The sequence below is a fragment of the Rhodococcus sp. LMD genome, assembly GCF_056108245.1.
In genome coordinates this window covers 4354943-4379667 of sequence record NZ_CM148557.1, presented here as the reverse complement: position 1 = coordinate 4379667, position 24725 = coordinate 4354943, and the positions used below count along the sequence as shown (strand labels likewise).

Sequence of the window (24725 nt, the reverse complement as noted above, 5' to 3'; positions counted from 1 at the left end):
GTTACCCGGTGAACTCGATCTTGACGGGCATGTTCTTGAGTCCACCGACGAAGTTGGTCTGGATCATCTTGGTCTCGTCCACCAGCTCGAGGGACTCGATGTGGGGGAGCAGTTCCTCGAACATGATGCGCAGTTCCAGCTTCGCCAGATGCTGGCCGATGCACATGTGCGGGCCGTAGCCGAAGGCGATGTGCTTGTTGGGCCGGCGGGTGATGTCGAAGCGATCGGGGTCGGGGATGACCTCCGCGTCGCGGTTGCCCGACTGGTACAGCAGCATGAAGCGGTCGCCCTTCTTGATGTCGCGGCCGCGCAGCGTGTAGTCCTGCGTCGCCTGACGCATGAAGTGCTTCACCGGCGAGGCCCAGCGCAGCGACTCGTTGACGAGGTGCGGAGCGAGCGCCAGATCGGCCTTCACCTTGGCGAGCTGGTCCGGGTGGCGGCCGAGCTCGAGCACGCCGCCTGCGAGGGTGCTCGAGGTGGTGTCGTGGCCCGCGGTCGCGATGGCGATGAACCAGCCGTAGGCCATCTCGTTCGGGTAGTACTCACCGTCCTTGTCGCGGGCCAGGGAGATGATCGTCGCGAGGTCGTCTTTAGGGTTGGCGCGGCGATCCTGGAGCAGCCGTTCGAAGTACGCGTAGAAGTCCTGGATCGTGGCCACCCACTGCTTGGCGGCGGCGTCCGGGGTGAGCGGTTCGACATCCTCACGGACGGCGTCGGGGTCGGCCGTCCCGAAGAACTCCTGTGTCAGGGCCATCATGCGGGGCTCGTCCTCTTCCGGCACCCCGAACAGGCTCATGATGACGTGCAGCGGGTAGTTCAGGGCGAAGTCCTTGACGAAGTCGATCCGGCCGTCCGTATCGAGGAGTCGGGCGACGGACGCCTTGGCGAGGTCACGGATGGTGGCTTCCCACTTTGCGAGGTTGGTCGGCCGGAACCAGTCGATCGCGATGTCCTTGATCTCGGTGTGCTCCGGCGGATCGAGGTAGGTGAGGGTCTCCAGGATGCGGAGACTGCCGTTGTTGATGCTCTTGGTGAACTCGTCGCCGGCCTGGTTCGCCAGGATCGGGTTGACGGACCCCTTGTCCTCGCCGCCCGCGCTCGTGAAGATGTCGGGCTGGCGCTCGATTTCCATGATGTCGGCGTGCTTGCTCACCAGCCACAGCGGGTCGTACCCCTCGACCACGGCGCGGCCGAGCGGGTTGTTCTCGCGCAGCCAACGGTAGGCGTCGAACAACGCGTCGTTGTCCCGGTGTCCTTCGGGAAGGACGATCTGACGGGCGACGGTGTCCGGGATCAGCTCCGTGACCTGCTCTGTAGTGCTCATCGATTCCCCTTCGTGGTGCAGTGAGATCTTCGTGGTGCGGTGAGATGTAGCGCCGTACGTTGCGGCGCTCACGCTGACTGGAGTGAGTTCAGCCTGTCAGCCGTTAGGGTGAGGGGCATCACACCAGCGAACGAAAGTTGTCCACCTAACGGGGGATGTGTGCCCGGTCACCCCCGCTGCCCCGTGCCGGTCCGGCCGCAACTTTCACCCTCGGGGAGGGGGGTAATCGGTCGATGTGGTGATGCGTACGCCGAGTGACCGGCGACACAATGTGGACATGGAGAACGCGCCGCACCTTCCGGGTACGGCACTCGGCCCCGCGAGGCGGCCGCGCAGATGTTCACCGGTCGAACCTGAAGGAGATCGCCATGCCCACTGTCGTGTACCAGCTTCCGGACGGCTCGACGTCGTCCGTCGACGTCCCGGCCGGCCAGAGCGTTATGGACGGATCGGTACGCAACAACCTTCCCGGCATCGTCGCCGAATGCGGCGGCAGCTGCTCGTGCGCCACCTGCCACGTGTACGTGGACGAGGACTCCGCCGCGGTGTTCGGGCAGCCGACGGCAGAGGAGCAGGATCTTCTCGAGTTTCTCGACGGCGTCCAGCCGTGCTCTCGCCTCGCCTGCCAGCTCGTGCTGACCCCCGAGGTGGACACCATCACGGTGACCGTGCCACCTTCGGACGCCTGACGACGCGGCGCAGTGGGCCTGCATCGCCGGGCCCACCACGCCTGGACGAGTCACGGTGTCGGAGACGCCGAGTCACCGCGGGGTGGACTGATACTTCGCGATCAGTTCGGCGCGGTTGGTAGCGCCCAGTTTTCGGAGGATGCGTTTCACATGCGACTTGACCGTGTCAACGGTGATGACCAGCTCGGCGGCGATCGCGGCGTTCGAAGCGCCGGTGAGGATCAGCCGAACGACGTCCGCTTCGCGCTCGGTGAGCGGATCGAGCAGGCGCCGGTCCACGTCGTCGTGTTCTGTGTGGGACGGCGCGCTGTCGGGCGTGTCGCGTGGGAGCAGCGCGTCGAAGTCGGTGTCGCTGCCCCACCGCCGGGCGCTCTCGCGGAGGAGAAGGTCCTGGCGTTCGCGTCGCGATTCGAGGCCGACCCGCTCGAAGCAGCCGCCGAGCATTTCCGCGAACACGCTCAGGGCGTGGCGTCGTGGACCGTCCAGCACTGTGTCGACGTGCACGAGCGCAGTTGCCTTCCCGTCGACGACGACCGGAGCGGTAGAGAAACCATTGTCGCCCAGGGCATCTCGGAACGACTCGGCAACCACTTCGTCTACCGTGACCGTGTTCGTCGCGAGCGCGTGCGCTTCGGGCGAACCCGGCACGAGGTCGAACCCGGGGGGCAGCGACGGCGACGTGCCGGGGTCGGTGCTGAAGGAGATCACGGGAACGATTCGATCTCCCTCGAGCCGAGACAGGAGGACCTTCCGCGCAGAGCAGAGTTCGGCGACACGCTCGCACGCGCGTCGCAGGAGTTCCGCACTCGAGGCGGCATCGTCCAGGGCATGGACGGCACGATCGATGCCTGACGCAAGTGCACCGATCTCGGCGGACCGCTTCTCCGCGAAGGCCTTTCTGTGATCGAGGAGAACGACGAGGCGCCGGCCGAGCTCGGTGGCGCGTTCGGTGGTCGCGGTGCGCATGTCGGTGAGGATGTCCGAGATGGCGCGATCGAGCTCGGCGTCCCCGGTGTTCATGTCCGGATGTGCATGCGCTTCGGGTACGTCAGGCGCCACCGGTCACCGTCTTGGCGTTGGCGTACAGCGCTGCCACCTCGGCGCGCGTCGATACCCCGAGCTTTTTGAAGATCCGCTGGACATGGCTCTTGACGGTGCCGTCGGAAATGCAGAGCCGCCGGGAGATTGCCGCGTTGGTCGCCCCGGTCGCCAGGAGGGTGAGCACTTCGCGCTCGCGAGTGGTCAGCGACTGCGCGCGCGGAACGCCCGGGTCCCGCGACCCACTGTCCAGGGCCGCTACGTCGGAGCGGGACAGTTCACGGGTACCAAGTTCCGGCATCGTGACGGGTGCCTGCTCGAGGTGCCGTATTGCCCGGGTGAGACGTTGGATCTCGGCCTCGACGTGCTCGTTGCGCGCATGGATCTGCTGCCGCAGGTCGGCGCGTTCCTTCGACGAGGCGCACATCGCGGCGAGCGCGCCGACGATGTGGACGTCGGTGTCGGACAGTCCGTCGCTCTGCCGGTCGACGTGGATCATCGCCACTGCGCGGGAGCCGACGACGACGGGAACGGCGATGTATCCCGCCGGACGCGACAGGTCTATGAGGGGGCGGTACGTGTGCCGGTAGGTGTCGGCCGCCTCCACTGCGTACGGCCGGCGACGTCGGACCAGTTCGGCTTCCCGCGGGGCTTCCCGCAGGGAGATCTCCCGACCGTCGATGGCCTCGAGAAGTGGGTGGAAATCCCCTGTCAGTTCCGGATGGACGGCGAGCGCGATGGGTGACCAGATGGAACCGCGGACGACGGAGAACATGGCCTTGGCGTATCCGAGGTTCGTGCACAGTTCCTGCGTCACGGTCCGTGCGATCTGGTCGGCTCCGGCGTCGATGGTGCGCATCGCGTGTTGGAGCGCCTCGAACTGCTCGGTGTGCACGCGCAGGCGACGCGCAATGTCGTCACGTTCGGCGGCGTCGAGTCGTATGACGAGTTCGGCGAGCCGCACCGCCTGCTCGGGGGAGTTGGCGCCCTCCCGGAGTGTGCGGGCTGCGAATGCGCGGATCACCGCGGGGTCGGGCGCGCCACCGGCCGGGCGAACCAGGTTCGACTCGCTTCCGAGTAGTTCCTGCAGTTCTGCAATTGCCTGCTCGGCAAGCTCGAACGAACTCGTCGAAATGACCACTCACTACTCCTCGCGCCACGGCGGCCACACGGACGGCGGCGACGCCGTCGCGCCTCCCTGTGGCACAACACACAGTATAGAGAGTTGCATCGCCGGGACGTCCGGTCGCCGTCTGCGGCTCCCCTTCAATGTATATGGTCAGTCCAATCCCGTCAACCCCTTGGCGGGAATCGCTGCGATCGGCTCTTGTCTCCATCTGATCGCGACGCTAGGGTCGAATGGTAAGACCAAAATGGAAGGATGGGCAGTATGGCTCACCCCGTGCGATACGACGTCGACGAGCACGTCGCCGTCCTCACTCTCGACCGCCCGGAAACCCGCAACGCTTTGTCCGACGACCTGTTGGACGAACTCCTGGCCGCGCTCGAGCGCGCGCGGGCGGACGACGATGTGCGGGTTGTCGTGCTGGCCTCGTCGCACGAGAAGGTCTTCTCGGCGGGCGGGGACCTGAAGGCGTTCGCGAGCGACACCCCGACGATCGTCAAGTATGCGGGCCTGGACCGCTTCCCGCGGTTGTACCGACTCATCGGCGGTCTCGGGAAACCGGTGATCTGCGCCGCCGGTGGCGACGTGCTTGCGGGTGCGTTCGGGCTCGCGCTCGCCTGCGACTTCGTGCTGGCCAAGGAGTCGGCTCACTTCGGGTGCCCGGAGATCAATGTCGGCGTCTTCCCGTTCATGATCTCCGCGCTCATCTACCGGAACGTCGGCCGGCTCAAGGCCAATGAGCTGATGATGTATGGAGAGAAGCTCACCGCCGCGGAAGCTCGCGAACTGGGACTGGTGAATCGCGTGTTCCCGAACGGCGACTTCGATGCGGAGGTGTGTGCGTGGGCGCGCCGACTGGCGAGAAAGTCACCGCTGTTGATGCGCCTGGGCAAGGATGCGATCAACAACACTCGTGACATGTCGCTGCCGGACGCACTTGCGACGCTGCAGTCTCAACTGGCCCTTGCATTCACTACCGAGGATCTCGTCGAAGGTGTCACGGCTTTTCGTGAGAAGCGTTCGCCTGTGTGGAAAATGCGATGAAGGCTCCAGGGTCGTCTCCTGCGGTGCCGCCGTCGACAGGAACCGCGCTTATTGCCGGCCCGGCGACGGCCTCGAGGGATGCGGACGGCATGCGACATCGGTTGAACAGTGTGCCGTCGATGGTGAACATCTCTGGGCCCCTTTGCTTGCCGATCGACCGACGGGTGCGATGAGCGCTCGCGAATGTCACCGAAGGTGGTTGCCACTTCGGTCTAACCATTCTAATCTTTACGTGAACGTGTGGCAGAGCAAGAAGGACGGAATCCTCCATGACGCGCGAACGAAACCTCGGCCGATACACCCCTCAGCAGGTAGAGGAGTTCTATGCCAGTGGCCAATGGGCCGACGAGAACCTCACCGAGCTTCTGCGGGCACGTGCCGAGAGCAGTCCCGACAAGATCTTCGTCACCGACGGCACGCAGGAGCTGACTTTCTCGCAGCTCTACGACAAGTCGCAGCGGCTGGCGCTCGGCCTCCACCGAACAGGGCTCCGGGCCGGCGACCGTGTCGCCGTTCAACTGCCCAACTGGGGGGAGTTCGTCGTCGTCGCAGCTGCGCTCGCTCGGCTCGGCGTGGTGACGGTGCCGATCATGCCGATCTACCGGGCGGATGAGGTGTCACACGTTGTCGCCGACGCCTCGATCCGGATGGCGATCGCGCCGGCACAGTTCAAGGGCTTCGACTATGTGTCGATGTTCGACGGTATCCGGCGGTCGTCGCAGACGCTGGAGACGATCATCGCGGTGCGCGCTTCGGACGGGAGCCGTCAGACACTTGCCGAGCGGGACATCGAGGTTCTCGAGAGCCTCGTCGTGGACGCGGACCTGGACGTCATCGACACGGAGCTCGACTTCCGTGCCCACCCCGACGATCCGTTCGTCATCGTGTACACGTCCGGAACCACGTCGCGTCCCAAGGGCTGCCTCCACACCTTCAACACCTACGCTTCGGGCGCACGTGCGCTGAAGACGGCCTTCGGGCACACCGAGGCGGATGTCCAATTCGGGCCGTCCCCGATCACGCACACCACAGGGCTCGTCACCAGTGTGCTCATCCCTCTGCTCAGCGGCGCGGCGACCCACATCATGGCGGAGTGGGACCCCGAGCGCGGGTTGGCCGAGATCAAGAAGTTCGGATGTACGGCCGCGGTCACGGCCACCACCTTCCTGCAGACGTTGTTGGCTGCGGCCGAAGAGGATCCGGACGCCGATCTCTCCTCCCTCCGGGTCTGGGTGTGCGCCGGCTCCCCGATCCCGGCGGCCGTGGTGGAGAAGGCGAAGTCCGACCTGCCCACCACCGCCATCCTGTCGCTGTACGGGAGGAGTGAGAACCTCACCACGACGACCTGCACCGTCGAGGACGACCCGAGCCGGGCGGTCACGTCCGACGGCGCCGCGCTGCCGGGGGCAGAGGTCAAGGTTGTGGGCGAGAACGGCCTCGAGGTGGCACGGGGGAGTGAGGGCGACATCGCCTATCGCGGGCCCTCGCATATGATCGAGTATCTGAACCGGCCCGAGGACACTGCGGAACTCTTTACTCCCGAAGGATTCTCGAGGTCCGGAGATCTCGGAGTCATGGATGCCGATGGGTTCGTCCGGGTTACCGGCAGAACCAAAGACATCGTGATCCGCGGCGGCATGAACATCAGTGTGCGTGAGGTCGAGGACAAGTTGGCAGAGCACCCCGATATCCTCGCTCTCGCCGTAGTGGGGATGCCCGACGAGCGGCTCGGGGAGAAGGTGTGCTGCTACGTGGTGCCCAAGGAGGAGCAGAATGCTCCCACCCTGGACCATCTCCGCAACTATCTGCTGGAGCGGGGAGTTGCGATTCAGAAGGCCCCTGAACGCGTCGAGGTGGTCGCCGAATTGCCCATGACCGCCACCGGGAAGATTCAGAAACACCTCCTCCGCAAGCGCATCGCGGCAGAGTTGGCTGCCGGTGCCCAACGCCCATGAAGGTTGAAAGGCAGGTGAACTCCTGGTAGCTCGTCGAGTGGCTTACGCCACGACCGACCAGGAGTTCACCTGCGCTCATCGCGCCATGCCCGTCCTGCCCCGACGCTGACACGGTGCCCGGACACGGGGGTGCGATGTACCCGTCGTCGCCGACCGACCCCCGGTGGCGGCAACTGCCGGTGGAATTCTCCGCCGGCGACGACGGTGTACGCGATCGTCGCCGGCTGCGTGCGGGCCGCGTCGCGGCTGCGGATCCACGACGTCGTGTGCGGGATCCGGGTCGCCGAATACGCGGCCTTGGAATCCGGTCAGCGAGCTGTCAGGCCTCGGCGACGACGACCGTCGCCGACCCGGTGACCACCGGCCCCTTCGCTCCGGAGACGACGAGATCGAGCTCGGCCCGCGCCTCCCCATCGGTCTCGGTGATCGCCGTGATCGTCCCACCGACGGTCAGGGTGTCGCCCAGGAAGACCGGCGCGACGAAGCGGACGCCGAAAGCCCGGACGTGCTCGACGCCGAAGATGTCGGAGAGCCAGCCGGCCAGGATCCCGGCCTGCATCTGGCCCATCGCGATGACGCCCGGAAAACCCGACGTCGCGACGAACTCCGGATCGTGGTGCAGGGGGTTGAAGTCGCCTCCGGCGCCGGCGAATCGCACGATGTCCGTCTGGGTGATCGGGCCGACGACACGCGTGTCGACGACCGCACCGATGCGGGCCTTCGTAGGTGCTCTCATCGTTGTTCTCCTCGTTCGATCAGCATTTCCTCCAGTCGCACCACCGGATCACCGTCGGCGTCGACGTATTCGGTCTCCAGCGTTACGACGCGCATCGATCCGCCGCGCTTGCCCTCGCGCCGCGCGTCGTCGACGACGCGCCGCGTGCCGACGACGTGGTCGCCTGCAATCAGGGGTCGAAGGTATGTCCACTTCACCGAGCCGACCACCACTCGTTCGAGCGCCAGGCCGAGCGTTTCGACAAACCTGCGCTGGTCGCGCTGGTGTCCGGCGACGACCGTGTGGGTCAAAGTCGCGGGGACATCGGCGAATCCGGCGGCGTGCGCGGCGGCCCGGTCCGTGTGGGCGGGATCGGTGGTGAACGTCGCACGGGCGAACTCACGAATCTTGCCGCGCTCGACGTCGTACTCGACTCGGTCCACCTCGCCGCAGTGGAGTGGTTCTGGCATCACGGTCCTCCTCTTTTGGACTGACCTATAGTATCATTTGGCCTAAATATGTGAGGAGGGGTTCTATGGAGCTCGCTGATTCCCCGGACGAAGCCCGGTTCCGCGCAGAAGTCCGAGAATGGGCCGAGAACGCAGTCACGACGTTGCCCTGGCCCGAACCGGTGGATCTGGTCGACAAGGTCCCGTTCTGGCGACAATGGCAGCGGTTGCTCTTCGACGCCGGCTACGGAGGAATGTCGTGGCCGAAGGAGTACGGCGGGCAGGCTGCCGACCCCATTCGCAAAGCCATCTTCACCGAGGAGATGGATCGCGTGGGCGCGCCGGAGCGACTGAACACGATCGGTGAGGACTTCGCCGGTCCCACCATCATCGACTTCGGCACACCGGCCCAGAAGGAACGGTTCCTCCGCCCGATCCTCACCGGAGACGAGATCTGGTGCCAGTTGTTCTCCGAACCGGAGGCCGGGTCCGACCTCGCGTCACTGCGCACCAAGGCCACGAAGGTCGACGGCGGATGGAAGATCAACGGGCAGAAGATCTGGACCAGCCGCGCTCACATCGCGGCTCATGCCATCCTGCTCGCGCGCACGGGCGGGGGGCCACGTCACAAGGGCATCACCTTCTTCCTCGTCCCCATGGACAGCGAGGGAATCACGGTTCGCCCGCTCGCTCATATGCTCGGTGAGGCCGAATTCAACGAGGTCTTTCTCGACGACGTGTTCATCCCCGACGATCTCGTCGTCGGCGACGTCGACGGCGGGTGGAAGGTGGCCATGGGCACGCTCGCCTACGAGCGAGTGGCGATCGCCACCGGCCGGGTCAACACCAAACGGGCCGTCGACGACATCGTCGGCGACATCGCAGAGATGACCGACGAGTCCGGCCGCCCGCTCGGTTCGGATCCGGTGATCCGGCAGAAGGTCGCGGACCTCTACGGCCGCGCGCTCGTGCACTATCTCATCGGCCAGCGCGTGATCACCTTGGCGGCGAACGACGGCCCACCCGGTCCGGTGACGTCGATCGGCAAGCTGTTCTTCTGCCCGCTCGTCGAAGAACTGGCGGATTTCCGTCTGTCCCTCGAGCCCGCCGGCGGCCAGTTCGCGCTCGACGACGAGCAGCAGCGAACGTCGCGCTGGCTCCGGCTGGCGTATCAGGCGCGCGGCACCGCCATCGCCGGTGGTTCCACCTTCATCCAGCGCAACATCGTCGCCGAGCGCATGCTCGAGATGCCGAGGAGCTGACAATGTCCGACTACACGTGGGTCCCCACTGCCGACTACGTCGACAACGCCAACGTCACGCGGCTCGCCCGCGCGCACGGCCTCGGCGGCCTGGACGAGTTGCGTGCCCGTTCCGTCGCCGACGTGCGGTGGTACTGGGATGCGGTGGTCCGTGATCTCGAGCTGCCGTTCCACGTGCCGTATCGCGAAGTTCTCGACACCTCGCGCGGCATCGAGCATCCCGACTGGTTCGTCGGCGGACGGACGAACGTCGTCGATGCGTGCCTGCGGCGCTGGGCCGCGGATCCGGTGGCCGCCGATCGGCTCGCCGTCGTGCACGAGGCGGAGGACGGCACTGTCCGCACGCTGACATATCGCGAGCTGGAGGCGGAGGTGGAGCGTGCGGCCGCGGGACTGCGGGAGCTGGGAGTGGGCCGGGGCGACGCTGTCGCCTTGTTCCTGCCGATGATTCCGGAGGCCGTCGTGTCGGTGTACGCGGTCGCCCGGCTCGGTGCGGTTCTCGTGCCGCTGTTCTCGGGGTTTGCGCCCAGCGCGATCGCGTCCCGCATTCAGGATGCGGATGCGAAAGTGGTGGTCGTTGCGGACGGCACCGTACGCCGGGGCAAGTCGGTCGCGATGAAGCCGGCCCTCGACGAGGCCCTGAGGACCTGCCCCACGGTGAAGTCGGTGGTCGTGGTCGACAACCTCGGTGCCGGAGCAGGATCGGGTGAGCACGAGATGTCCTGGACCGGACTGCGCGCGAGCCGTGATGCGGGTCCGATCGAGGCGATGGACGCCTCCGAGCCGTTCGCGCTGGCCTACACGTCCGGCACGACCGGCAAGCCCAAGGGCGCCGTTCACACCCACGCCGGGTTCCTGGTGAAGACGGCGAGCGAAGTGGCGTACTCGTTCGATCTGAAGCCGGGCGGAGTGTTCTGCTGGATCACCGACATGGGCTGGATCATGGGTCCGTTGTCGATCGTCGGCACGCATGCCAACGGGGGGACGCTGCTGCTGTACGAGGGCTCACCGGACGTACCGGACCGGGACCGGCTGTGGCAGCTGACCGAACGGCATCGAGTGACGATGCTCGGAGTCTCGCCGACGCTCATCCGGACGCTGCGCGGGCAGGGAAGCGATGTCGCCGCACGGTACGACCTGTCCTCGGTGCACACGATCGGCTCGACCGGGGAGCCGTGGGACCCGGACTCGTACGAGTGGCTCGCACGCGAGGTGTTCGGTGGCCGCGTCCCGATCATCAACTTCTCCGGCGGTACCGAGGTCGGCGGATCGTTCCTCGCACCGTATCCGGTGCAGCCGATCCGCAGCTGCTCGCTGGGCGGTCCGTCGCTGGGCATGGACGTCGACGTCGTCGACGATGCTGGCCGTCCGCTGCGCGGTGAACAGGGCGAGCTGGTGTGCCGGCAGCCGTGGCCGTCGATGACCCGCGGGGTCTGGAAGGACGAGGAGCGGTACCTCGAGGCGTACTGGTCGACGTTCCCCGGTATGTGGCGGCACGGAGACTATGCGCTTGTCGACAGCGACGGGCAGTGGTACATCCGGGGCCGGTCCGACGACGTCATGAACGTGGCCGGCAAGCGCCTGGCTCCGGCGGAAGTCGAGGCGGTCCTGACCGCGCACCCGGCCGTGTCGGAGGCCGCGGCGGTCGGTGTCCCGGACCCGAAGAAGGGGGAAACGGTCTGGGCGTTCTGGGTGCCCCGCCCGGAGGCGGACGGGACGGACATCTCGGGGGAGCTGGCCGCCAGTGTGGCCGCAGAGCTGGGTAAGCCGTTTGCGCCCAGCGTGGTTCATCGGGTGTCGCGTCTGCCGAAGACGCGGTCGGCGAAGATCTTGCGCCGCGCGGTGCGAGCGGCGGCGTTGGGCACCGATCCCGGTGACTTGTCCGGTGCCGAGAATCCGGAGGCGGTGGAGGAGATCCGCGCCGTGGTGACCGGCGCCGAGCCGGGCGCCGTACGAACGTAGGCAACACGATGGCCGCCCGTACCGAAGTGGTACGGGCGGCCATCGTTTCTGTCCGGTGAGGGGACGCCCGCGAGCCTGGGCAGGGGCGTCGCTCAGGACTCCTGGTCCAGTGGAATGTCGGTTCGCTCTTCGAACTCCCGGATCGACTCGGCGTACGAGTGGACGTGGCGGCTCATGCGACGGACCGCAGCATCGGGGTCGCGGTCTCGGATCGCTCTGGTGACCGAACGATGCGCCTTCACGGTGATCTCGCGGACCTTCTCGTCGATGAAACCCTCGTTCTCGGTGGCAGCGTAGATGGCACGGGACAGCGAGATCATCAGACCCGACAGCAGTTCGTTGTGGCTCGCGCTGGCCACGGCGATGTGCCAGTCGACGTTGGCCTGGAGGAACGCGTCGAGCTTGTCGCCGGCGGCCGCGATGTCCTCGTTCGCGGCGTCGAGCCGCGCGAGATCCTCGTCGGTCCGATGACGGGCGGCCAGTTGCGCGCAGAACGGTTCGATCGCCTCACGCGTTTCGAGCAGCGCACCCAGGCGGATCTGGCGTCCTCGGATGAGCAGCGCCACGGTGTCGGCCATCGACTGCTCGCCGGGTCGCTGGACGAAGGCACCCCCGGCGCGTCCCGCCTTGATTCGTACCAGGCCCTGTACCTCGAGGATGCGCAGAGCCTCGCGCACCGTGGTCCGGCTCATCTTCGTCTGGACGACGAGTTCGCGTTCCGGGGGAAGCGGGGTCCCTTCGGTGTATTCGCCGCTGAGGATGCGTTCGCGCAGCTCGTTGGCAAGAACATCCGACGCCTTGGGAACCTCCATCGGAGTCAGCTGGATGGAGGAACGTCCGGTCCGGGTCGTACTCGGTGCGGCTGGTGACATGACTCCCCGCCCTCTCTGGTCTAACGGTCAGACCTAATATACCATCGAATCGTCGCTGCATTCATCTTGCAGGGTATTCCCCGACTCATCGAGAGGACCAGTTCCATGCGTTGGGAGCTGTCAGAAGAGCAGGAAATGTTCACCGAAGCCCTCGGCGGCTGGCTCGAGCGATTCGCGGCACCCGCGAACGTGCGGAAGTGGGGCGAAGCGGGTGAACCTGCAGAGTTCGAGCGCAGGTTCGTGGACGAGGGGTGGTTCTCGGCCGGTCTGCCGGAGGACATGGGCGGACAGGGCGGCGGTCTGCTCGAGCTCGCGCTGACCGCCGAGGCGCTGGGCCGGTATGCCGCACCGGCGAGCGCGTGGACCGCCTCGGTGCTCGCGGCCCCTCTGTTGCCGCCTGATGTCGCCGACGCGGCACTCACCGGTGGCGAATTCGCTTCCCTGGCAGTCGATTCCAGTCGCCCCCTCGGGCTCCGCGATGCCGTGCGCGTCGACGAGCGAGGGGTGCTGACCGGTCGCGTGTCCGCCGTGCTCGGCGCCGAACGGGCCGCCCGGCTCGTCGTCCCCGCCGACGACGGCGACGGAACGGCCCTCTACCTCGTCCGGGTCGCAGACCCGGGCGTCACTGTCACGCCGCGGCGCTTCCTCGATCCGTCCCGGGGCGCGGCCGACCTCCGGTTCGAGAACGTCGTCGCGCAGCGCCTCGACGTCGACGCGCCGGCCGCGCTGACCGACGCGGGATTGCGCGCCGCCGTGCTCGTCTCCGCGGACGCGCTCGGCGCGATGGAGCGGATGCTGCACTTGGCAGTGGACTACAGCCGAACACGCCACCAGTTCGGTGTGCCGATCGGTTCCTTCCAGGCGATGAAGCACGCTGCCGCAACGATTCTCGTGTCCGTGGAGGCTGCTCGGTCCATCGCCTACTATGCCGCGGCCTCGGTGGACCTCGGGCTCGGGGAGCGCGCGATGCATGCGGCGATCGCGAAGGCGCAGGTGACCCGGAGCGCGGTCCAGGCCGCCGACAGTGCCCTCGTGATGCACGGCGCGATCGGCTACACGTGGGAGCACGACCTGCAGCTGTTCTACAAGCGCGCCAAGCTCGACGAGAAGCTGTTCGGTAGCCCGGAGGTGTGGAACGAGCGTCTCGCTCGGGATCTGCCTCTTCTGCCGGCGGCCGGCCGAGTCACCGTTGACTAAATGGTCTGTCCTTTAGTAACTTAATGCCAAACGGTAGCGACGACGACGGGACTGTGTTGTGGACTTCGATCTGACCGAGGATCAGGCAACGATCCGAGATGCGGTACGAGAACTCGCCGGCAAGTTCGACGAGCAGTACTGGGTGGAGAAGGATGCCGCCCACGAATTCCCCACGGAGTTCTACGACGCGTTCGCCAAGGGTGGCTGGCTGGGCATCACCACCCCCGAGGAGTACGGCGGACACGGCCTGGGCATCACCGAGGCCTCGATCCTGCTGCAGGAGGTCGCCGCGTCCGGCGCCGGTATGAACGGCGCCAGCTCGATGCACCTGTCGATCTTCGGCATGCACCCGGTGATCGTGCACGGCTCCGAGGAACTCAAGCAGCGCACCCTGCCGCGGATCGTCAACGGAGACCTGCACGTGTGCTTCGGGGTCACCGAGCCCGGCGCGGGCCTGGACACCACCAAGATCACCACCTTCGCGCGGCGCGACGGCGACAAGTACATCGTCAACGGACGCAAGGTGTGGATCTCGAAGGCGATGGAGTCGGAGAAGATTCTCCTGCTCACCCGCACCACCAAGTTCGAGGACGTGACGAAGAAGACCGACGGTCTCACGCTCTTCCTCACCGACCTGGACCGGACGAAGGTCGAGATCCGCCCTATCAAGAAGATGGGCCGCAACGCCGTCACCTCCAACGAGTTGTTCATCGACGGCCTCGAGATCCCCGTCGAGGATCGGGTCGGCGAGGAGGGCAAGGGCTTCAAGTACATCCTCGACGGGCTCAACCCGGAACGGATGCTCGTCGCTTCGGAGGCCCTCGGCATCGGCCGTGCCGCCCTGCACCGCGCCACCCAGTACGCCACCGACCGTGAGGTGTTCGGCCGCCCGATCGGCATGAACCAGGGCATCCAGTTCCCCCTCGCGGATTCCCTCGCCCACCTCGACGCCGCCGAGCTCGTCCTGCGCAAGGCGACCTGGCTCTACGACAACGGCCGCCCCTGTGCACGCGAGGCCAACATGGCCAAGTACCTGTGCGCCGACGCCGGCTTCCAGGCCGCCGACCGTGCCCTGCAGACCCACGGCGGCATGGGCTACTCGGAGGAATACCACGTCGCGCGCTACTTCCGTGAGGCGCGCCTGACCCGCATCGCACCGCTGAGCCAGGAAATGGTTCTCAACTACCTCGGCGAGCACGTGCTCGGCCTTCCCAGGAGCTACTGATGTTCGAACTCACCGGAAGATCCGCCCTCGTGACCGGCGCGGGCAGCGGCATCGGCGCCTCCGTGGCGCACGCCTACGCCGCCGCCGGCGCTGCCGTCCTCGTCACCGATGTCAACGAGGACGCGGCCGCCGCCGTCGCCGCGGAGATCATTGCCGCCGGCGGTACCGCCAAATCCGCCGTGCTCGACGTCCGCAACGCCGCGCAGGCCGCCGCGGCGGCGGAACAGGCCGCCGCACTCGGTGGCGGCGTCGTCCACATCCTGGTCAACAACGCCGGGGCCATCGCACCGGCGATGTTCCCGAATCTCGAGGAAGACGACTTCCGCCGCATCGTCGACATCCACCTCGTCGGCAGCTACGTGTGCAGCAAAGCCGTGCTGCCCTATCTGCCGAAGGACGGCACCGGGCGCATCATCAACGTCACCTCCGCCGCCGGCCTGCAGGGCACCATCGGCCAGGCCAACTACGGGGCGGCCAAGGCGGGCATCATCGGCCTGACCAAGTCGCTGGCCCGCGAGCTCGCCCGCAAACAGGTCACCGTCAATGCCATTGCGCCCCTTGCGGCCACGCCGATGACCGAGAACATCCGCAGCAACGACAAGCTCGCGGCCAAGACCCTCGAGCGTGTCGCGCTGAGGCGCTGGGCCGAGCCGAACGAGATCTCGGCCAGCTTCGTGTTCTTCGCCTCCGACGGCGCCTCGTACATCACGGGCCAGGTGTTGCCCGTCGACGGTGGAACGGTGATCTGATGACCAACGCAACCAACCCGTTCCAGCGCTCCGCGCGCGAGGTGATCATCGCCGAAGCGGCTCGTACCCCGATGGGCCGATCCCACGCCGAACGCGGGTGGTTCCGCGATACGCATCCGAACGAGATGCTCGGCGCGGTCTACACGGATCTGATCCGCCGCAGTGGTCTGGCCCCGGCGGCAGTGGAGGACCTCGTCGTTGGTTGCACCGCGCCCTTCGGTGAGCAGTCCCGCAACATCGGCCGCAACGCATGGCTGCAGGCCGGATACCCGCCCGAGGTGCCGGCCGTCGTCCTCGACCGCCGTTGCGGCTCCGCGCAGACCGCGGTCGAGATGGGTGCCGCCCTCGTCGGGTCCGGCACGCACGACCTCGTCATCGCCGGCGGCGTCGAGCACATGGGCCACGTGCCGATCAACTCCCCGGCCAAGATCTCCGAGCTCTACGGCGATCCGTGGCCGGCCGAGCTGCGGGAGAAGTACGACTTCGTGCACCAGGGCGAGAGCGCCGAGCTCATCGCCGACCGGTGGGGCATCACCCGGCAGGAGATGGACGAATTCGCCGTCCGATCCCATCGTCTGGCGACCGAGGCCATCGAGGCCGGGCGGTTCGACGAAGAGATGATCCCCCTCGAGCTCGACGGCGAGGTCCGCAGGACCGATCAGACCGTCCGGCCCGGCACGAGCCTGGACACCCTGGCCGGTTTGAGGACCGCGTTCCGGGAGAACGGCCGGATCACCGCCGGCAGTTCGTCGCCGATCTCGGACGGCGCGGCCGGTGTCCTGCTCGCGTCCCGGGACGCGGTCGATACCCACGGCCTGCGCGCCCGCGCCCGGATCCTCGACCAGACCACGGTCGGAGTCGACCCGATCATCATGCTCACCGGTCCGATTCCGGCAACGCAGAAGCTGCTCGACCGCAACGGGATGACGATCGACGACATCGACCTCTTCGAGATCAACGAGGCGTTCGGTTCCGTGGTCCTGGCCTGGGAGCGCGAGCTCAAGCCCGACCTGGACCGGGTCAACGTCAACGGCGGCGCGATCGCGCTCGGGCACCCGGTCGGTGCCACCGGCGCCCGTCTCATCGCGACGATCGTCGCCGAACTCGAACGTCGCGACGCCGAAATCGGGCTGGTCACCATGTGCTGCGGTGGCGGACTCGGAACCGCCACCCTGATTCAACGGATCGACTGATGATCGACCTCACGCCCCACGTCCGGGCCGGCGACGGAATCTGGTGGAGCCAGACGAGCGCGGAACCCACCCCGCTCGTCCACGCCCTGCTCGACCAGCTCCCGTCGATCGGCGCGGTCCGGGCGTTCGTGGGACTGACCTGGGACCGCCGACTCACCGAGCAGACCCCGGACGAATTGTCCGTCGTCTCCTACGGTGGGCTGGGTGAACTGCGCCGGCTCAGCCAACGGGACCGGCTCGAGGTCGTGCCCTGCCACTACGCGGCGTTGCCCCGGCTGTTCGCCGAGCACCGCCTGCCGTGCGACGTCGGGTTCGTGCAGGTCGCTCCTCCCGACGCCGACGGCAACTGCTCGCTCGGCGTCGGCGTCGACTACGTCGCCGACGCACTCGAGCACACCCCCGTCCTGATCGCTGAGATCAATCAGCGCATGCCGAGAACCCACGGTGCACCCGCGATCCCGCTGTCGCGGTTCGCGGCGGTCGTCGAGACCGACCGGCCGCTGCTCGAAGCGCCCGACCGTGAGCCCGCCGCCGTCGAGACGGCGATCGCCCGGCACGTCGCCGGCCTCGTCGAGGACGGTGACACCATCCAGGTCGGCGTGGGCACGCTGCCCTCGGCGGTGCTGGCGGCCCTGGAAGGACATCGGGACCTCGGTCTGCACTCCGGCATGATCTCCGATGCGGTGCTGCGGCTGATCGACAAGGGCGTGCTGACCGGTGCGCGCAAACAGATCGACGTCGGACGCCACGTCACCGGGGCGGCGCTGGGCACGGCCACCCTGTACGAGCGTCTGCCGCATCTGCCGGTGGAATTCCGTCCCGCCAGCTATACCCATGCGCCGCAGGTGCTCTCGCAGTTGACCGCGCTCGTGTCGATCAACTCCGCCATCGAGGTCGACCTCACCGGGCAGGTGGGGGCGGAGCAGGCCGGAGCCGCCTACGTCGGCGCGGTCGGCGGCCAGGTGGACTTTTCCCGGGCCGCGGCCCTGACCGGTGGCCGCTCGATCATCGCGCTGCGGTCCACCGCGCGCGGCCGCTCGTCGATCAAGCCGGCCCTCGAGTTCGGCTCCGTCACCACGGCGCGCGCCGACGTGGACTACGTCGTCACCGAGCACGGCGTCGCCGAACTGCGGGGCTGTTCGCTCGTGGAACGGGCCCGACGAATGATTGCGGTCGCAGCCCCGGAACATCGTGAGCACCTGGACATCGCACTGACCGAGCACGACCTTGCTTCGTAGCGGAGCGAGCGGAAACGAGGAGTGAACGCCATGACGCGTCCCCAACGGGTACAGATCCGAGAAGTCGGTCCGCGCGACGGCTTCCAGAACGAGCCGGAGACCATCCCGACCGACGACAAGGTGCGGCTGATCAACGCCCTGGGTCGTGCCGGCCTGAAGCGGATCGAGGTCGCCAGTTTCGTGCGGCCCGACGTCATTCCGCAACTGTCGGACGGGGTGGAGGTGCTCAGCCGCATCGACGTGCCCGACGACGGGAGGCTGATGGTCCTCGTGCCGAACAGCAAGGGCCTGGACAACGCGCTGAAGGTTCGCGACACCTTCCACGAGGTCGCGATCTTCGTCAGCGCGTCCGAAACCCACAACAAGAAGAACGTCAACCGCACCGTCGACGAAACCATGGCGGACAACGACATCATGGCTCGCCGGATCGTCGCCGAGGGCCTGCACTGCGCCGCGGTCATCGCGACGTCGTTCGGATGCCCCTTCGAGGGCAAGGTGGAGTTGAAGCGGGTGTTGGACCTGGCGGAGCGATTCGCCGAATCCGGAGCCACGGAGATCGGCTTCGGTGACACTACCGGCATGTGCAATCCGGCCTATGCCTCGGAGTTCTTCGCCGCGGCCATCGAACGTCTGCCCGGCGTCGAGGTCACCGCGCACTTCCACAACACCCGCGGCCAGGGCCTCGCGAACGCGTTCGCCGCGCTCGAGGCGGGATGCGCGAGCTTCGAGTCGAGCTTCGGTGAACTGGGCGGCTGCCCCGTCCCGGTGGGGTCGACCGGCAACATCGCCACCGAGGACCTGGTGAGCATGTTCCACGAAATGGGTGTGGACACCGGCCTCGACCTCGACCTGGTCATCGACGCCGCTCGCGAGGCTCAGCAGGTGCTGGGCCGCAAGCTCACCAGCCACTCGATCGTGGCCGGCCCGATCCAGTGGGCCGCGGGCGTGCGCTGACGCCCTCGTCCCCGGTACGACTTCGACATCAGAACCGACAACACGGAGTGAAATCATGAGCAATCGAGTCGCATTCGTCACGGGCGGCGCGCAGGGCATCGGCAAGGGAATCTCCGATGCGCTGGGTGCCGCGGGCTTCCGCGTCGCGGTCGCCGACCTCAACCTCGAGGCCGCGGAGGAGACCGCGGCCGCCATCCGCGAGGCCGGAGGCCAGGCAATGGCCGTTCCGGTCGACGTGACGGACACCGAGTCCGTGCAGGCGGCGGTCAAGCAGGTCGCCGAGCAGTTCGGCCCCGTCGAGATCGTCGTCAACAACGCCGGGTGGGACGACTTCATGCCGTTCGTGAAGACCGACGAGGCGTTCTGGGACCGGATTCTCGAGATCAACTTCAAGGGCCAGCTGCGAGTCGTCCAGGCGACCCTGCCGGGCATGGTCGAGCAGGGCTGGGGGCGCGTCATCAACATCGGTTCGGACGCCGGACGCGTCGGCTCGTCGCTCGAAGCGGTGTACTCGGGTGCCAAGGGCGGCATCATCGCGTTCACCAAGACCCTCGCGCGGGAGGTCGCCACGAAGGGCGTCACCGCCAACACGGTGTGCCCCGGTCCGACGGACACCCCGGCCCTGCGCAAGTTCGCCGACAACTCCGGCCAGGAAGCCGACAAGGTGATCGCCGGCATGACCCGCGCGGTGCCGATGAAGCGGCTCGGCAAGGCCACCGACATCGGCGCCGCCGTGGCGTTCTTCGCCTCCGACGAGGCGGAGTTCGTCACCGGCCAGACCTTGTCCGTCAGTGGTGGTCTGACGATGGCCTGACGGTCATCGGTCGGTTCTCACCCCGACAGCGCGGTCCGGAGCCTATCCGGCCGCGCTGTCGTGCGTCGCGGTCCGTTAACGATCGTTTGCAGGAGAGCTTATGATCGGTATATGACGAATAATTGCGATACAACGGATTTCGTGGAATGGACCTCGCTCGGCGAGTACGCGGACATTCGGTACGAGCACAGCGGCGACGGGATCGCAAAGATCACGATCTGCCGTCCGGAGGTGCGCAACGCGTTCCGGCCGCAGACGTTGATGGAGATCTCCGACGCGTTGGTCGATGCCCGAGAGGACTCCTCGATCGGTGTCATCGTGCTGACCGGGGAGGGGCCCGATGCATTCTGCTCGGGCGGGGATCAGCGGGTGCGTGGCGACACCGGCTACCTCACCGAGCCGGGCAAGGCCGGCGGCGTGGGGCGCTTCCACGTCACCGACCTGCAGATCCAGATCCGCCGACTGCCGAAGCCGGTGGTGGCCATGGTGGCCGGGTATGCGATTGGTGGCGGGCACATCCTGCATCTGGTGTGCGATCTGACGATCGCAGCGGACAACGCCCGCTTCGGCCAGGTGGGTCCCAAGGTCGGTTCCTTCGACGGCGGGTACGGCGCGGGTCTGCTCGCGGAGTTGGTCGGGGTGAAGAAGGCCAAGGAGATCTGGTTCCTGTGCCGCCAGTACGACGCGCAGCAGGCCCGGGAGATGGGGCTGGTCAACACCGTAGTCCCGTTGGCCGATCTCGAGCGCGAAACCGTCCAGTGGTGCCGCGAGATGCTCGAGCTCTCCCCCTTCGCGCTGCGCCTGATGAAGGCCAGCTTCAATGCGGCGGAGGACGGCATGGCCGGCATCCAGCAGCTCGCCCACGATGCGAATCTGCTGTTCTACTCCACGGAAGAGGCGAAGGAAGGGCGGGAGGCGTACAAGGCGAAGCGCCGGCCTGAGTTCGAGAAGTTCCCGCGTCGGCCCTGACCTTCCATTTCGGTCCAACAATTAGTATGGTTGGGTCATTGTTGGACCGAACAGGATGGTGTGCATGTCGGAAACCGCTACGCCCGCAGTCGCATGGAGTGACGTCGACGCCGGTGTCATGACGATCACGCTCCAGCGCCGGCCCGCGAACGCCCTGGGCCTGCCGATCATCGACGGCCTGAACGCGGCGCTGGACGCCGCCGATGCCGACGGTTCGGTGAAAGTGATCGTCGTCCGATCGGACATCCCCAGCTTCTTCGCTGCAGGGGCGGACATCAAGCACATGTCGTCAGTGGACGCGGAGTCGTTCACCGCCTACGGCGATCGGCTCCGCGGGGCGCTAGACCGGCTCGCGTCCGCCGACCGGATCACGATCGCCGCGGTGGACGGCCTCGCGCTCGGGGGCGGCCTCGAACTCGCAATGGCCTGCACCCTGCGGGTCGGCGGTGCGGACGCGAAGTTCGGGCTTCCCGAGGTCAAACTCGGCCTCATCCCTGGCGCCGGCGGTACCCAACGTCTCCCACGCCTCGTGGGCCGGGGCCGAGCGCTCGACATCATGCTGACCGCCCGCCAGATCTCCGCCGACGAGGCACACGCGATCGGGCTGATCGACCGGCTCGTCGACGCCGGCGGCGCGACGGACGCGGCGCTCGCCCTCGCGGCCGAGCTGTGCACGATGTCGCTGCCCGCGCAGCGCGCCGTCATCCGGACCGTCGACGCGTCCTTCGACACGCCGCTCGACGAGGGCTTCCGCTTCGAGGTCGCCCAGGAACAGGACCTGTTCGAGAGCGGGGAGGCGAAGGAGGGCATCACCGCGTTCCTCGAGAAGCGCACCCCGCGCTTCGCCTGAGCGCCGTGCCGTCCGGGTCCGCCGGGCGCGGAGCGATCGCACTCGCACTGTCGCTGGTCTACCTGATCTGGGGGTCGATCTACCTCGCGATCCGCCTGGTGATCGAGGAGGTGCCGCCCCTCGGCTCGATGGGTGCGCGCTTCCTTCTCGCCGCCCTGCTGATGGCCGTGTTCCTCGCCGTCCGTGGCGGCTGGAGGCGGCTGCTCGTCACCCGGCGTGAGGCCGGCGGGGCCGCGTTCCTCGGGGTCCTGCTGCTCGCGTGTGGAAACGGCTTGACGTCGGTGGGCCAGTTGCACGGTGTGCCCTCCGGAGTGACGGCGCTTCTCGTCGCGATGGTGCCCGTGTGGATCTGCCTCTACCGTTCCGTGTCCGGCGACCGCCCGCGAGCTCTCGAACTGGCCGGCGTCGGGGTGGGCCTCGTCGGCCTGGCCGTGCTGGTGCTGCCGACCGGAAGTGAGCGTTCGAGCCTTCCGCTGGTCGGTGTGGCGGTCATCGTGCTGTCGAGTCTGTCGTGGTCGTTCGGCTCCTGGATCAAGCCGAGGCTCTGGTTGCCGCAGGACGTGTACGTGGGCGCGACGTATCAACTCCTGGCGGCCGGTGCGGCGATGATGCTGGCGTCGGTGGTTACCCGCGAGCGCTTCGGAGGTGAGATCGGACTGCGGGCCTGGGGCGCGTTCGGCTACCTCGTGGTCTTCGGCTCGGTCGTCGGATTCACCGCGTACGCGTGGCTGCTGCACCATGCACCGCTTCCGCTGGTGGCCACCCACGCGTACGTGAACCCCGTGGTGGCCGTCGCCCTCGGATCCGTCGTCCTGTCCGAGCCGGTCACTCCTGCGCTGGTCGTCGGTGGCGTCGTGGTCCTGGTGTCCGTCGTGTTGGTGGTGAGTGCGCAGGCTCGGTCCCGGCGTGGGCGCGCTGCCGACCGCTCGGGGGAGACGAGCATGGTCCGCGACTGAGCTGGAGCATTCCGGGTGTTCTGGGAAGCTTCCCTGAACAACGCGAAGGTATTATTATCGGACCAAATTCGGGAAGGTGCAGCAATGACGCAGAACGGCACGAAACGCTCGTTCACGGGTCCGCTGTCGGGTCTGAAGGTGGTCGAAATCGGTTCGATCGGCCCGGGGCCGTTCTGCGCCATGCTGCTGGCCGATCTCGGTGCGGACGTGGTGCGGGTCGACCGCGCCACCGGCGCAGGGTTGGTCGGGCCGAATGCAGAGTTCCGCACCGAACTGCTGCACCGGGGACGTCGTTCGCTTGCCGTCGATCTCAAGCACCCGGACGGAGCGGAGGTGGTGCTGTCGCTCGTAGCGGACGCCGACGTGCTGATCGAGGGCTTCCGCCCCGGCGTCACCGAGCGGCTCGGGATCGGACCGGACGACTGTGCCCAGCGCAATCCGCGGCTGATCTACGGTCGCATGACGGGCTTCGGGCAGGACGGCCCTCTCGCGCAGCACGTCGGTCACGACATCAACTACGTGGCACTCAGTGGTGTCCTGTCGCTGATCGGACGCCACGGTCACCCGCCCACCCCGCCGCTCAGCCTGATCGGTGACTTCGGCGGTGGCGGAATGCTTCTCGCCATGGGAGTGCTGTCTGCACTCTACGAGAGGCAACGTTCGGGCACCGGGCAGGTGATCGACGCCTCGATGGTGGAAGGAGCCGCCCTCCTTGCGACGCCGTTCTTCGGCTTCACACAGAGCGGGTCGTGGAACCGTGAACGCGGCACGAACCTCGTCGACAGCGGCGCACCCTTCTACGACGCCTACGAGACCGCCGACGGCAAATGGCTCTCGGTCGGCGCGCTCGAACCGCACTTCTACGCCGACCTCGTAGCCCTGCTGGGCCTGCCCGACGATCTGCCGGATCAGAACGACCGCGCGCAATGGCCGCAGATGAAGAAGGTCTTCGCCGACGCCGTACGGGGCCGCGCCCTCGCGGAGTGGCTCGACGCGGCCGAAGGACACACGCCGTGCATCGCGCCCGTCCTCGACGTCGACGAGGCACCGTCGCATCCCCACCATGTCGCCCGCGGGACCTTCGTCGAGGTCGACGGACTCGTCCAACCGGCCCCCGCGCCCCGATTCAGCCGGACGGCGGCGGCAGTGGACCGCCGTCCGCCGACTCCGGGGGAGCACACCACCGAGATCCTGACCGACTGGGGAATCGACCCCGACCGCACCGACCAATGGCTGCGCTCGGGCGCGGTACGACACGCCCCCGCCGAAGCCTGACCGATCACACGAACTCACGGCGCCCACCTGGAACCGCCGGACCGAAGAAGGAGTGAACCCGTGACCGAGCCCACGACATGGGAAACGTTCACGCTCGAGCGACCCGAACCCGGGATCGCCGTCGTGACGCTGAACCGTCCCGAACGAATGAACTCGATGACGAACACGATGTTCGTCGAACTCGAGAAAGTGGCGTTGCACCTCGACCACGAGGACGACCTGCGGGTCGTGATCCTCACCGGAGCCGGCAAGGCATTCTGCGGCGGGTTCGATCTCGACGACGCCGAAGGGCTGTCGTCGTTGACGCCGATGGGGATGCTCGATCAGCAGGAGCTGGCGGCGCGGGCGCTCTCGGCGATCCGCAACATCCGCGTTCCGGTGATCGCGGCGGTCAACGGCGCGGCGGCCGGTGGAGGACTGTCCCTGTCCCTGGCTGCCGACATCCGGATCGGCTCGCCGGCCGCGCGGTTCAACGCGGCGTTCGTGCGAATCGGCCTCTCGGCTGGGGACCTGGGCGCCTCCTGGCACCTCACCCGGCTGATCGGCCCGGCGCGGGCCGCGGAGTTCGCCTACACGGGCCGATTCATCGAGGCCGTCGAGGCGGAGTCGCTCGGGCTGCTGAACGCGGTGGTTCCCGCCGAGTCGCTGCTCGACGAGGCGCTCGTGATGGCGCGCCTCATCTGCGCGAACTCGCCTGCCGGCGTGCAGCTATCGAAACGCGCACTGCACGCGAACATGGAGGTGTCGTCCTACGCCGCGGCGCTCGAACTGGAGAACCGTGGCCAGGCGCTGCTCACCCGTGGTGAGGACATGCCCGAAGCGCTGGCCGCGTTCAAGGACAAGCGCAGCCCGAAGTTCACGGGCCGGTGA

The 24725-nt window shown here is 67.4% G+C and carries 23 protein-coding genes; 17 read left to right on the top strand and 6 right to left on the bottom strand.

Features of this window, described 5'->3' with window-relative positions; genetic code table 11:
* Position 1: 1 nt before the first annotated feature.
* Entirely contained in the window at positions 2 to 1324 is a 1323-nt protein-coding gene (locus tag ACWPQI_RS19930) for a cytochrome P450 (protein WP_099528044.1), read from the bottom strand.
* Positions 1325 to 1692: 368 nt separating this feature from the next.
* Between ACWPQI_RS19930 and ACWPQI_RS19925 the strand changes: the two genes are divergently transcribed.
* Positions 1693 to 2013 (top strand): 2Fe-2S iron-sulfur cluster-binding protein, encoded by a 321-nt coding sequence (locus ACWPQI_RS19925; protein WP_010593392.1) that lies wholly within the window; start codon positions 1693 to 1695, stop codon positions 2011 to 2013.
* Between the two features lie 72 nt (positions 2014 to 2085).
* Here ACWPQI_RS19925 and ACWPQI_RS19920 read toward each other — a convergent pair whose 3' ends face one another.
* Together ACWPQI_RS19920 and ACWPQI_RS19915 are read right to left on the bottom strand one after the other, a co-directional pair.
* Complete coding sequence (locus tag ACWPQI_RS19920; protein ID WP_010593391.1) at positions 2086 to 3033, bottom strand: helix-turn-helix transcriptional regulator; 948 nt, start codon at positions 3031 to 3033, stop codon at positions 2086 to 2088.
* Between the two features lie 28 nt (positions 3034 to 3061).
* Positions 3062 to 4192 carry a LuxR C-terminal-related transcriptional regulator gene (locus ACWPQI_RS19915; RefSeq protein ID WP_234574749.1) on the bottom strand — a complete coding sequence of 377 codons (1131 nt, stop codon included), beginning with the start codon at positions 4190 to 4192 and terminating at the stop codon, positions 3062 to 3064.
* A gap of 249 nt (positions 4193 to 4441) precedes the next feature.
* Between ACWPQI_RS19915 and ACWPQI_RS19910 the strand changes: the two genes are divergently transcribed.
* Positions 4442 to 5221 (top strand): enoyl-CoA hydratase/isomerase family protein, encoded by a 780-nt coding sequence (locus tag ACWPQI_RS19910; RefSeq protein ID WP_234574747.1) that lies wholly within the window; start codon positions 4442 to 4444, stop codon positions 5219 to 5221.
* Between the two features lie 269 nt (positions 5222 to 5490).
* A complete protein-coding gene (locus ACWPQI_RS19905) occupies positions 5491 to 7176 on the top strand; it encodes an AMP-binding protein (RefSeq protein WP_099528043.1) in 1686 nt (561 codons plus the stop codon).
* A 319-nt stretch (positions 7177 to 7495) separates the two neighbouring features.
* On the opposite strand, the gene ACWPQI_RS19900 is transcribed toward ACWPQI_RS19905, so the two are convergent.
* Together ACWPQI_RS19900 and ACWPQI_RS19895 are read right to left on the bottom strand one after the other, a co-directional pair.
* Positions 7496 to 7912, bottom strand: coding sequence for a MaoC family dehydratase (locus ACWPQI_RS19900; RefSeq protein ID WP_010593387.1), 417 nt, complete (start codon positions 7910 to 7912; stop codon positions 7496 to 7498).
* Positions 7909 to 8361, bottom strand: a complete 453-nt coding sequence (locus tag ACWPQI_RS19895) for an FAS1-like dehydratase domain-containing protein (RefSeq protein WP_010593386.1) — start codon at positions 8359 to 8361, stop codon at positions 7909 to 7911. The genes ACWPQI_RS19900 and ACWPQI_RS19895 overlap by 4 nt, the downstream gene beginning before the upstream one ends.
* A 65-nt stretch (positions 8362 to 8426) precedes the next feature.
* On the opposite strand from ACWPQI_RS19895, the gene ACWPQI_RS19890 reads away from it, so the two are divergent.
* Entirely contained in the window at positions 8427 to 9602 is a 1176-nt protein-coding gene (locus ACWPQI_RS19890) for an acyl-CoA dehydrogenase family protein (protein ID WP_010593385.1), read from the top strand.
* A 2-nt stretch (positions 9603 to 9604) separates the two neighbouring features.
* Positions 9605 to 11563, top strand: a complete 1959-nt coding sequence (locus ACWPQI_RS19885) for an AMP-binding protein (RefSeq protein WP_099528042.1) — start codon at positions 9605 to 9607, stop codon at positions 11561 to 11563.
* A 92-nt stretch (positions 11564 to 11655) separates the two neighbouring features.
* On the opposite strand, the gene ACWPQI_RS19880 is transcribed toward ACWPQI_RS19885, so the two are convergent.
* Positions 11656 to 12375 carry a FadR/GntR family transcriptional regulator gene (locus ACWPQI_RS19880; protein WP_006934213.1) on the bottom strand — a complete coding sequence of 240 codons (720 nt, stop codon included), beginning with the start codon at positions 12373 to 12375 and terminating at the stop codon, positions 11656 to 11658.
* Positions 12376 to 12540: 165 nt separating this feature from the next.
* Between ACWPQI_RS19880 and ACWPQI_RS19875 the strand changes: the two genes are divergently transcribed.
* The 12 genes from ACWPQI_RS19875 (at position 12541) to ACWPQI_RS19820 (ending at position 24725) form a co-directional block, all read left to right on the top strand.
* Complete coding sequence (locus ACWPQI_RS19875) at positions 12541 to 13632, top strand: acyl-CoA dehydrogenase family protein (RefSeq protein ID WP_029539944.1); 1092 nt, start codon at positions 12541 to 12543, stop codon at positions 13630 to 13632.
* Positions 13633 to 13690: 58 nt separating this feature from the next.
* Positions 13691 to 14857 (top strand): acyl-CoA dehydrogenase family protein, encoded by a 1167-nt coding sequence (locus ACWPQI_RS19870; protein ID WP_010593382.1) that lies wholly within the window; start codon positions 13691 to 13693, stop codon positions 14855 to 14857.
* Positions 14857 to 15606: an SDR family NAD(P)-dependent oxidoreductase gene (locus ACWPQI_RS19865; RefSeq protein ID WP_010593381.1), complete on the top strand. Its 750-nt coding sequence runs from the start codon at positions 14857 to 14859 to the stop codon at positions 15604 to 15606. The genes ACWPQI_RS19870 and ACWPQI_RS19865 overlap by 1 nt, the downstream gene beginning before the upstream one ends.
* Entirely contained in the window at positions 15606 to 16799 is a 1194-nt protein-coding gene (locus ACWPQI_RS19860; RefSeq protein ID WP_010593380.1) for a thiolase family protein, read from the top strand. Before ACWPQI_RS19865 ends, ACWPQI_RS19860 begins: the two co-directional genes overlap by 1 nt.
* A complete protein-coding gene (locus ACWPQI_RS19855) occupies positions 16799 to 18037 on the top strand; it encodes an acetyl-CoA hydrolase/transferase family protein (protein ID WP_099528041.1) in 1239 nt (412 codons plus the stop codon). The genes ACWPQI_RS19860 and ACWPQI_RS19855 overlap by 1 nt, the downstream gene beginning before the upstream one ends.
* A 30-nt stretch (positions 18038 to 18067) precedes the next feature.
* Entirely contained in the window at positions 18068 to 18991 is a 924-nt protein-coding gene (locus tag ACWPQI_RS19850) for a hydroxymethylglutaryl-CoA lyase (RefSeq protein ID WP_010593377.1), read from the top strand.
* Positions 18992 to 19046: 55 nt separating this feature from the next.
* Positions 19047 to 19805: an SDR family NAD(P)-dependent oxidoreductase gene (locus ACWPQI_RS19845; RefSeq protein ID WP_010593376.1), complete on the top strand. Its 759-nt coding sequence runs from the start codon at positions 19047 to 19049 to the stop codon at positions 19803 to 19805.
* 111 nt (positions 19806 to 19916) lie between these two features.
* On the top strand, positions 19917 to 20774 hold the full coding sequence (gene menB, locus ACWPQI_RS19840) for a 1,4-dihydroxy-2-naphthoyl-CoA synthase (protein WP_029539943.1): 858 nt from the start codon (positions 19917 to 19919) through the stop codon (positions 20772 to 20774).
* Between the two features lie 64 nt (positions 20775 to 20838).
* Entirely contained in the window at positions 20839 to 21624 is a 786-nt protein-coding gene (locus tag ACWPQI_RS19835; RefSeq protein ID WP_010593374.1) for an enoyl-CoA hydratase-related protein, read from the top strand.
* A gap of 5 nt (positions 21625 to 21629) precedes the next feature.
* Positions 21630 to 22580, top strand: coding sequence for an EamA family transporter (locus ACWPQI_RS19830; protein WP_474738461.1), 951 nt, complete (start codon positions 21630 to 21632; stop codon positions 22578 to 22580).
* Positions 22581 to 22664: 84 nt separating this feature from the next.
* A complete protein-coding gene (locus ACWPQI_RS19825; RefSeq protein WP_064065740.1) occupies positions 22665 to 23855 on the top strand; it encodes a CaiB/BaiF CoA transferase family protein in 1191 nt (396 codons plus the stop codon).
* 60 nt (positions 23856 to 23915) lie between these two features.
* Positions 23916 to 24725: an enoyl-CoA hydratase/isomerase family protein gene (locus tag ACWPQI_RS19820; protein ID WP_010593371.1), complete on the top strand. Its 810-nt coding sequence runs from the start codon at positions 23916 to 23918 to the stop codon at positions 24723 to 24725.

What these genes read in the sequence shown, in the direction of transcription:
- ACWPQI_RS19930 (WP_099528044.1), bottom strand. Translation starts at nt 1,324, where the DNA reads ATGAGCACTACAGAGCAGGTCACGGAGCTGATCCCGGACACCGTCGCC.
- ACWPQI_RS19925 (WP_010593392.1), top strand. Translation starts at nt 1,693, where the DNA reads ATGCCCACTGTCGTGTACCAGCTTCCGGACGGCTCGACGTCGTCCGTC.
- ACWPQI_RS19920 (WP_010593391.1), bottom strand. Translation starts at nt 3,033, where the DNA reads ATGAACACCGGGGACGCCGAGCTCGATCGCGCCATCTCGGACATCCTC.
- ACWPQI_RS19910 (WP_234574747.1), top strand. Translation starts at nt 4,442, where the DNA reads ATGGCTCACCCCGTGCGATACGACGTCGACGAGCACGTCGCCGTCCTC.
- ACWPQI_RS19905 (WP_099528043.1), top strand. Translation starts at nt 5,491, where the DNA reads ATGACGCGCGAACGAAACCTCGGCCGATACACCCCTCAGCAGGTAGAG.
- ACWPQI_RS19900 (WP_010593387.1), bottom strand. Translation starts at nt 7,912, where the DNA reads ATGAGAGCACCTACGAAGGCCCGCATCGGTGCGGTCGTCGACACGCGT.
- ACWPQI_RS19895 (WP_010593386.1), bottom strand. Translation starts at nt 8,361, where the DNA reads ATGCCAGAACCACTCCACTGCGGCGAGGTGGACCGAGTCGAGTACGAC.
- ACWPQI_RS19890 (WP_010593385.1), top strand. Translation starts at nt 8,427, where the DNA reads ATGGAGCTCGCTGATTCCCCGGACGAAGCCCGGTTCCGCGCAGAAGTC.
- ACWPQI_RS19885 (WP_099528042.1), top strand. Translation starts at nt 9,605, where the DNA reads ATGTCCGACTACACGTGGGTCCCCACTGCCGACTACGTCGACAACGCC.
- ACWPQI_RS19880 (WP_006934213.1), bottom strand. Translation starts at nt 12,375, where the DNA reads ATGGAGGTTCCCAAGGCGTCGGATGTTCTTGCCAACGAGCTGCGCGAA.
- ACWPQI_RS19875 (WP_029539944.1), top strand. Translation starts at nt 12,541, where the DNA reads ATGCGTTGGGAGCTGTCAGAAGAGCAGGAAATGTTCACCGAAGCCCTC.
- ACWPQI_RS19865 (WP_010593381.1), top strand. Translation starts at nt 14,857, where the DNA reads ATGTTCGAACTCACCGGAAGATCCGCCCTCGTGACCGGCGCGGGCAGC.
- ACWPQI_RS19860 (WP_010593380.1), top strand. Translation starts at nt 15,606, where the DNA reads ATGACCAACGCAACCAACCCGTTCCAGCGCTCCGCGCGCGAGGTGATC.
- ACWPQI_RS19855 (WP_099528041.1), top strand. Translation starts at nt 16,799, where the DNA reads ATGATCGACCTCACGCCCCACGTCCGGGCCGGCGACGGAATCTGGTGG.
- ACWPQI_RS19850 (WP_010593377.1), top strand. Translation starts at nt 18,068, where the DNA reads ATGACGCGTCCCCAACGGGTACAGATCCGAGAAGTCGGTCCGCGCGAC.
- ACWPQI_RS19845 (WP_010593376.1), top strand. Translation starts at nt 19,047, where the DNA reads ATGAGCAATCGAGTCGCATTCGTCACGGGCGGCGCGCAGGGCATCGGC.
- menB (WP_029539943.1), top strand. Translation starts at nt 19,917, where the DNA reads ATGACGAATAATTGCGATACAACGGATTTCGTGGAATGGACCTCGCTC.
- ACWPQI_RS19835 (WP_010593374.1), top strand. Translation starts at nt 20,839, where the DNA reads ATGTCGGAAACCGCTACGCCCGCAGTCGCATGGAGTGACGTCGACGCC.
- ACWPQI_RS19825 (WP_064065740.1), top strand. Translation starts at nt 22,665, where the DNA reads ATGACGCAGAACGGCACGAAACGCTCGTTCACGGGTCCGCTGTCGGGT.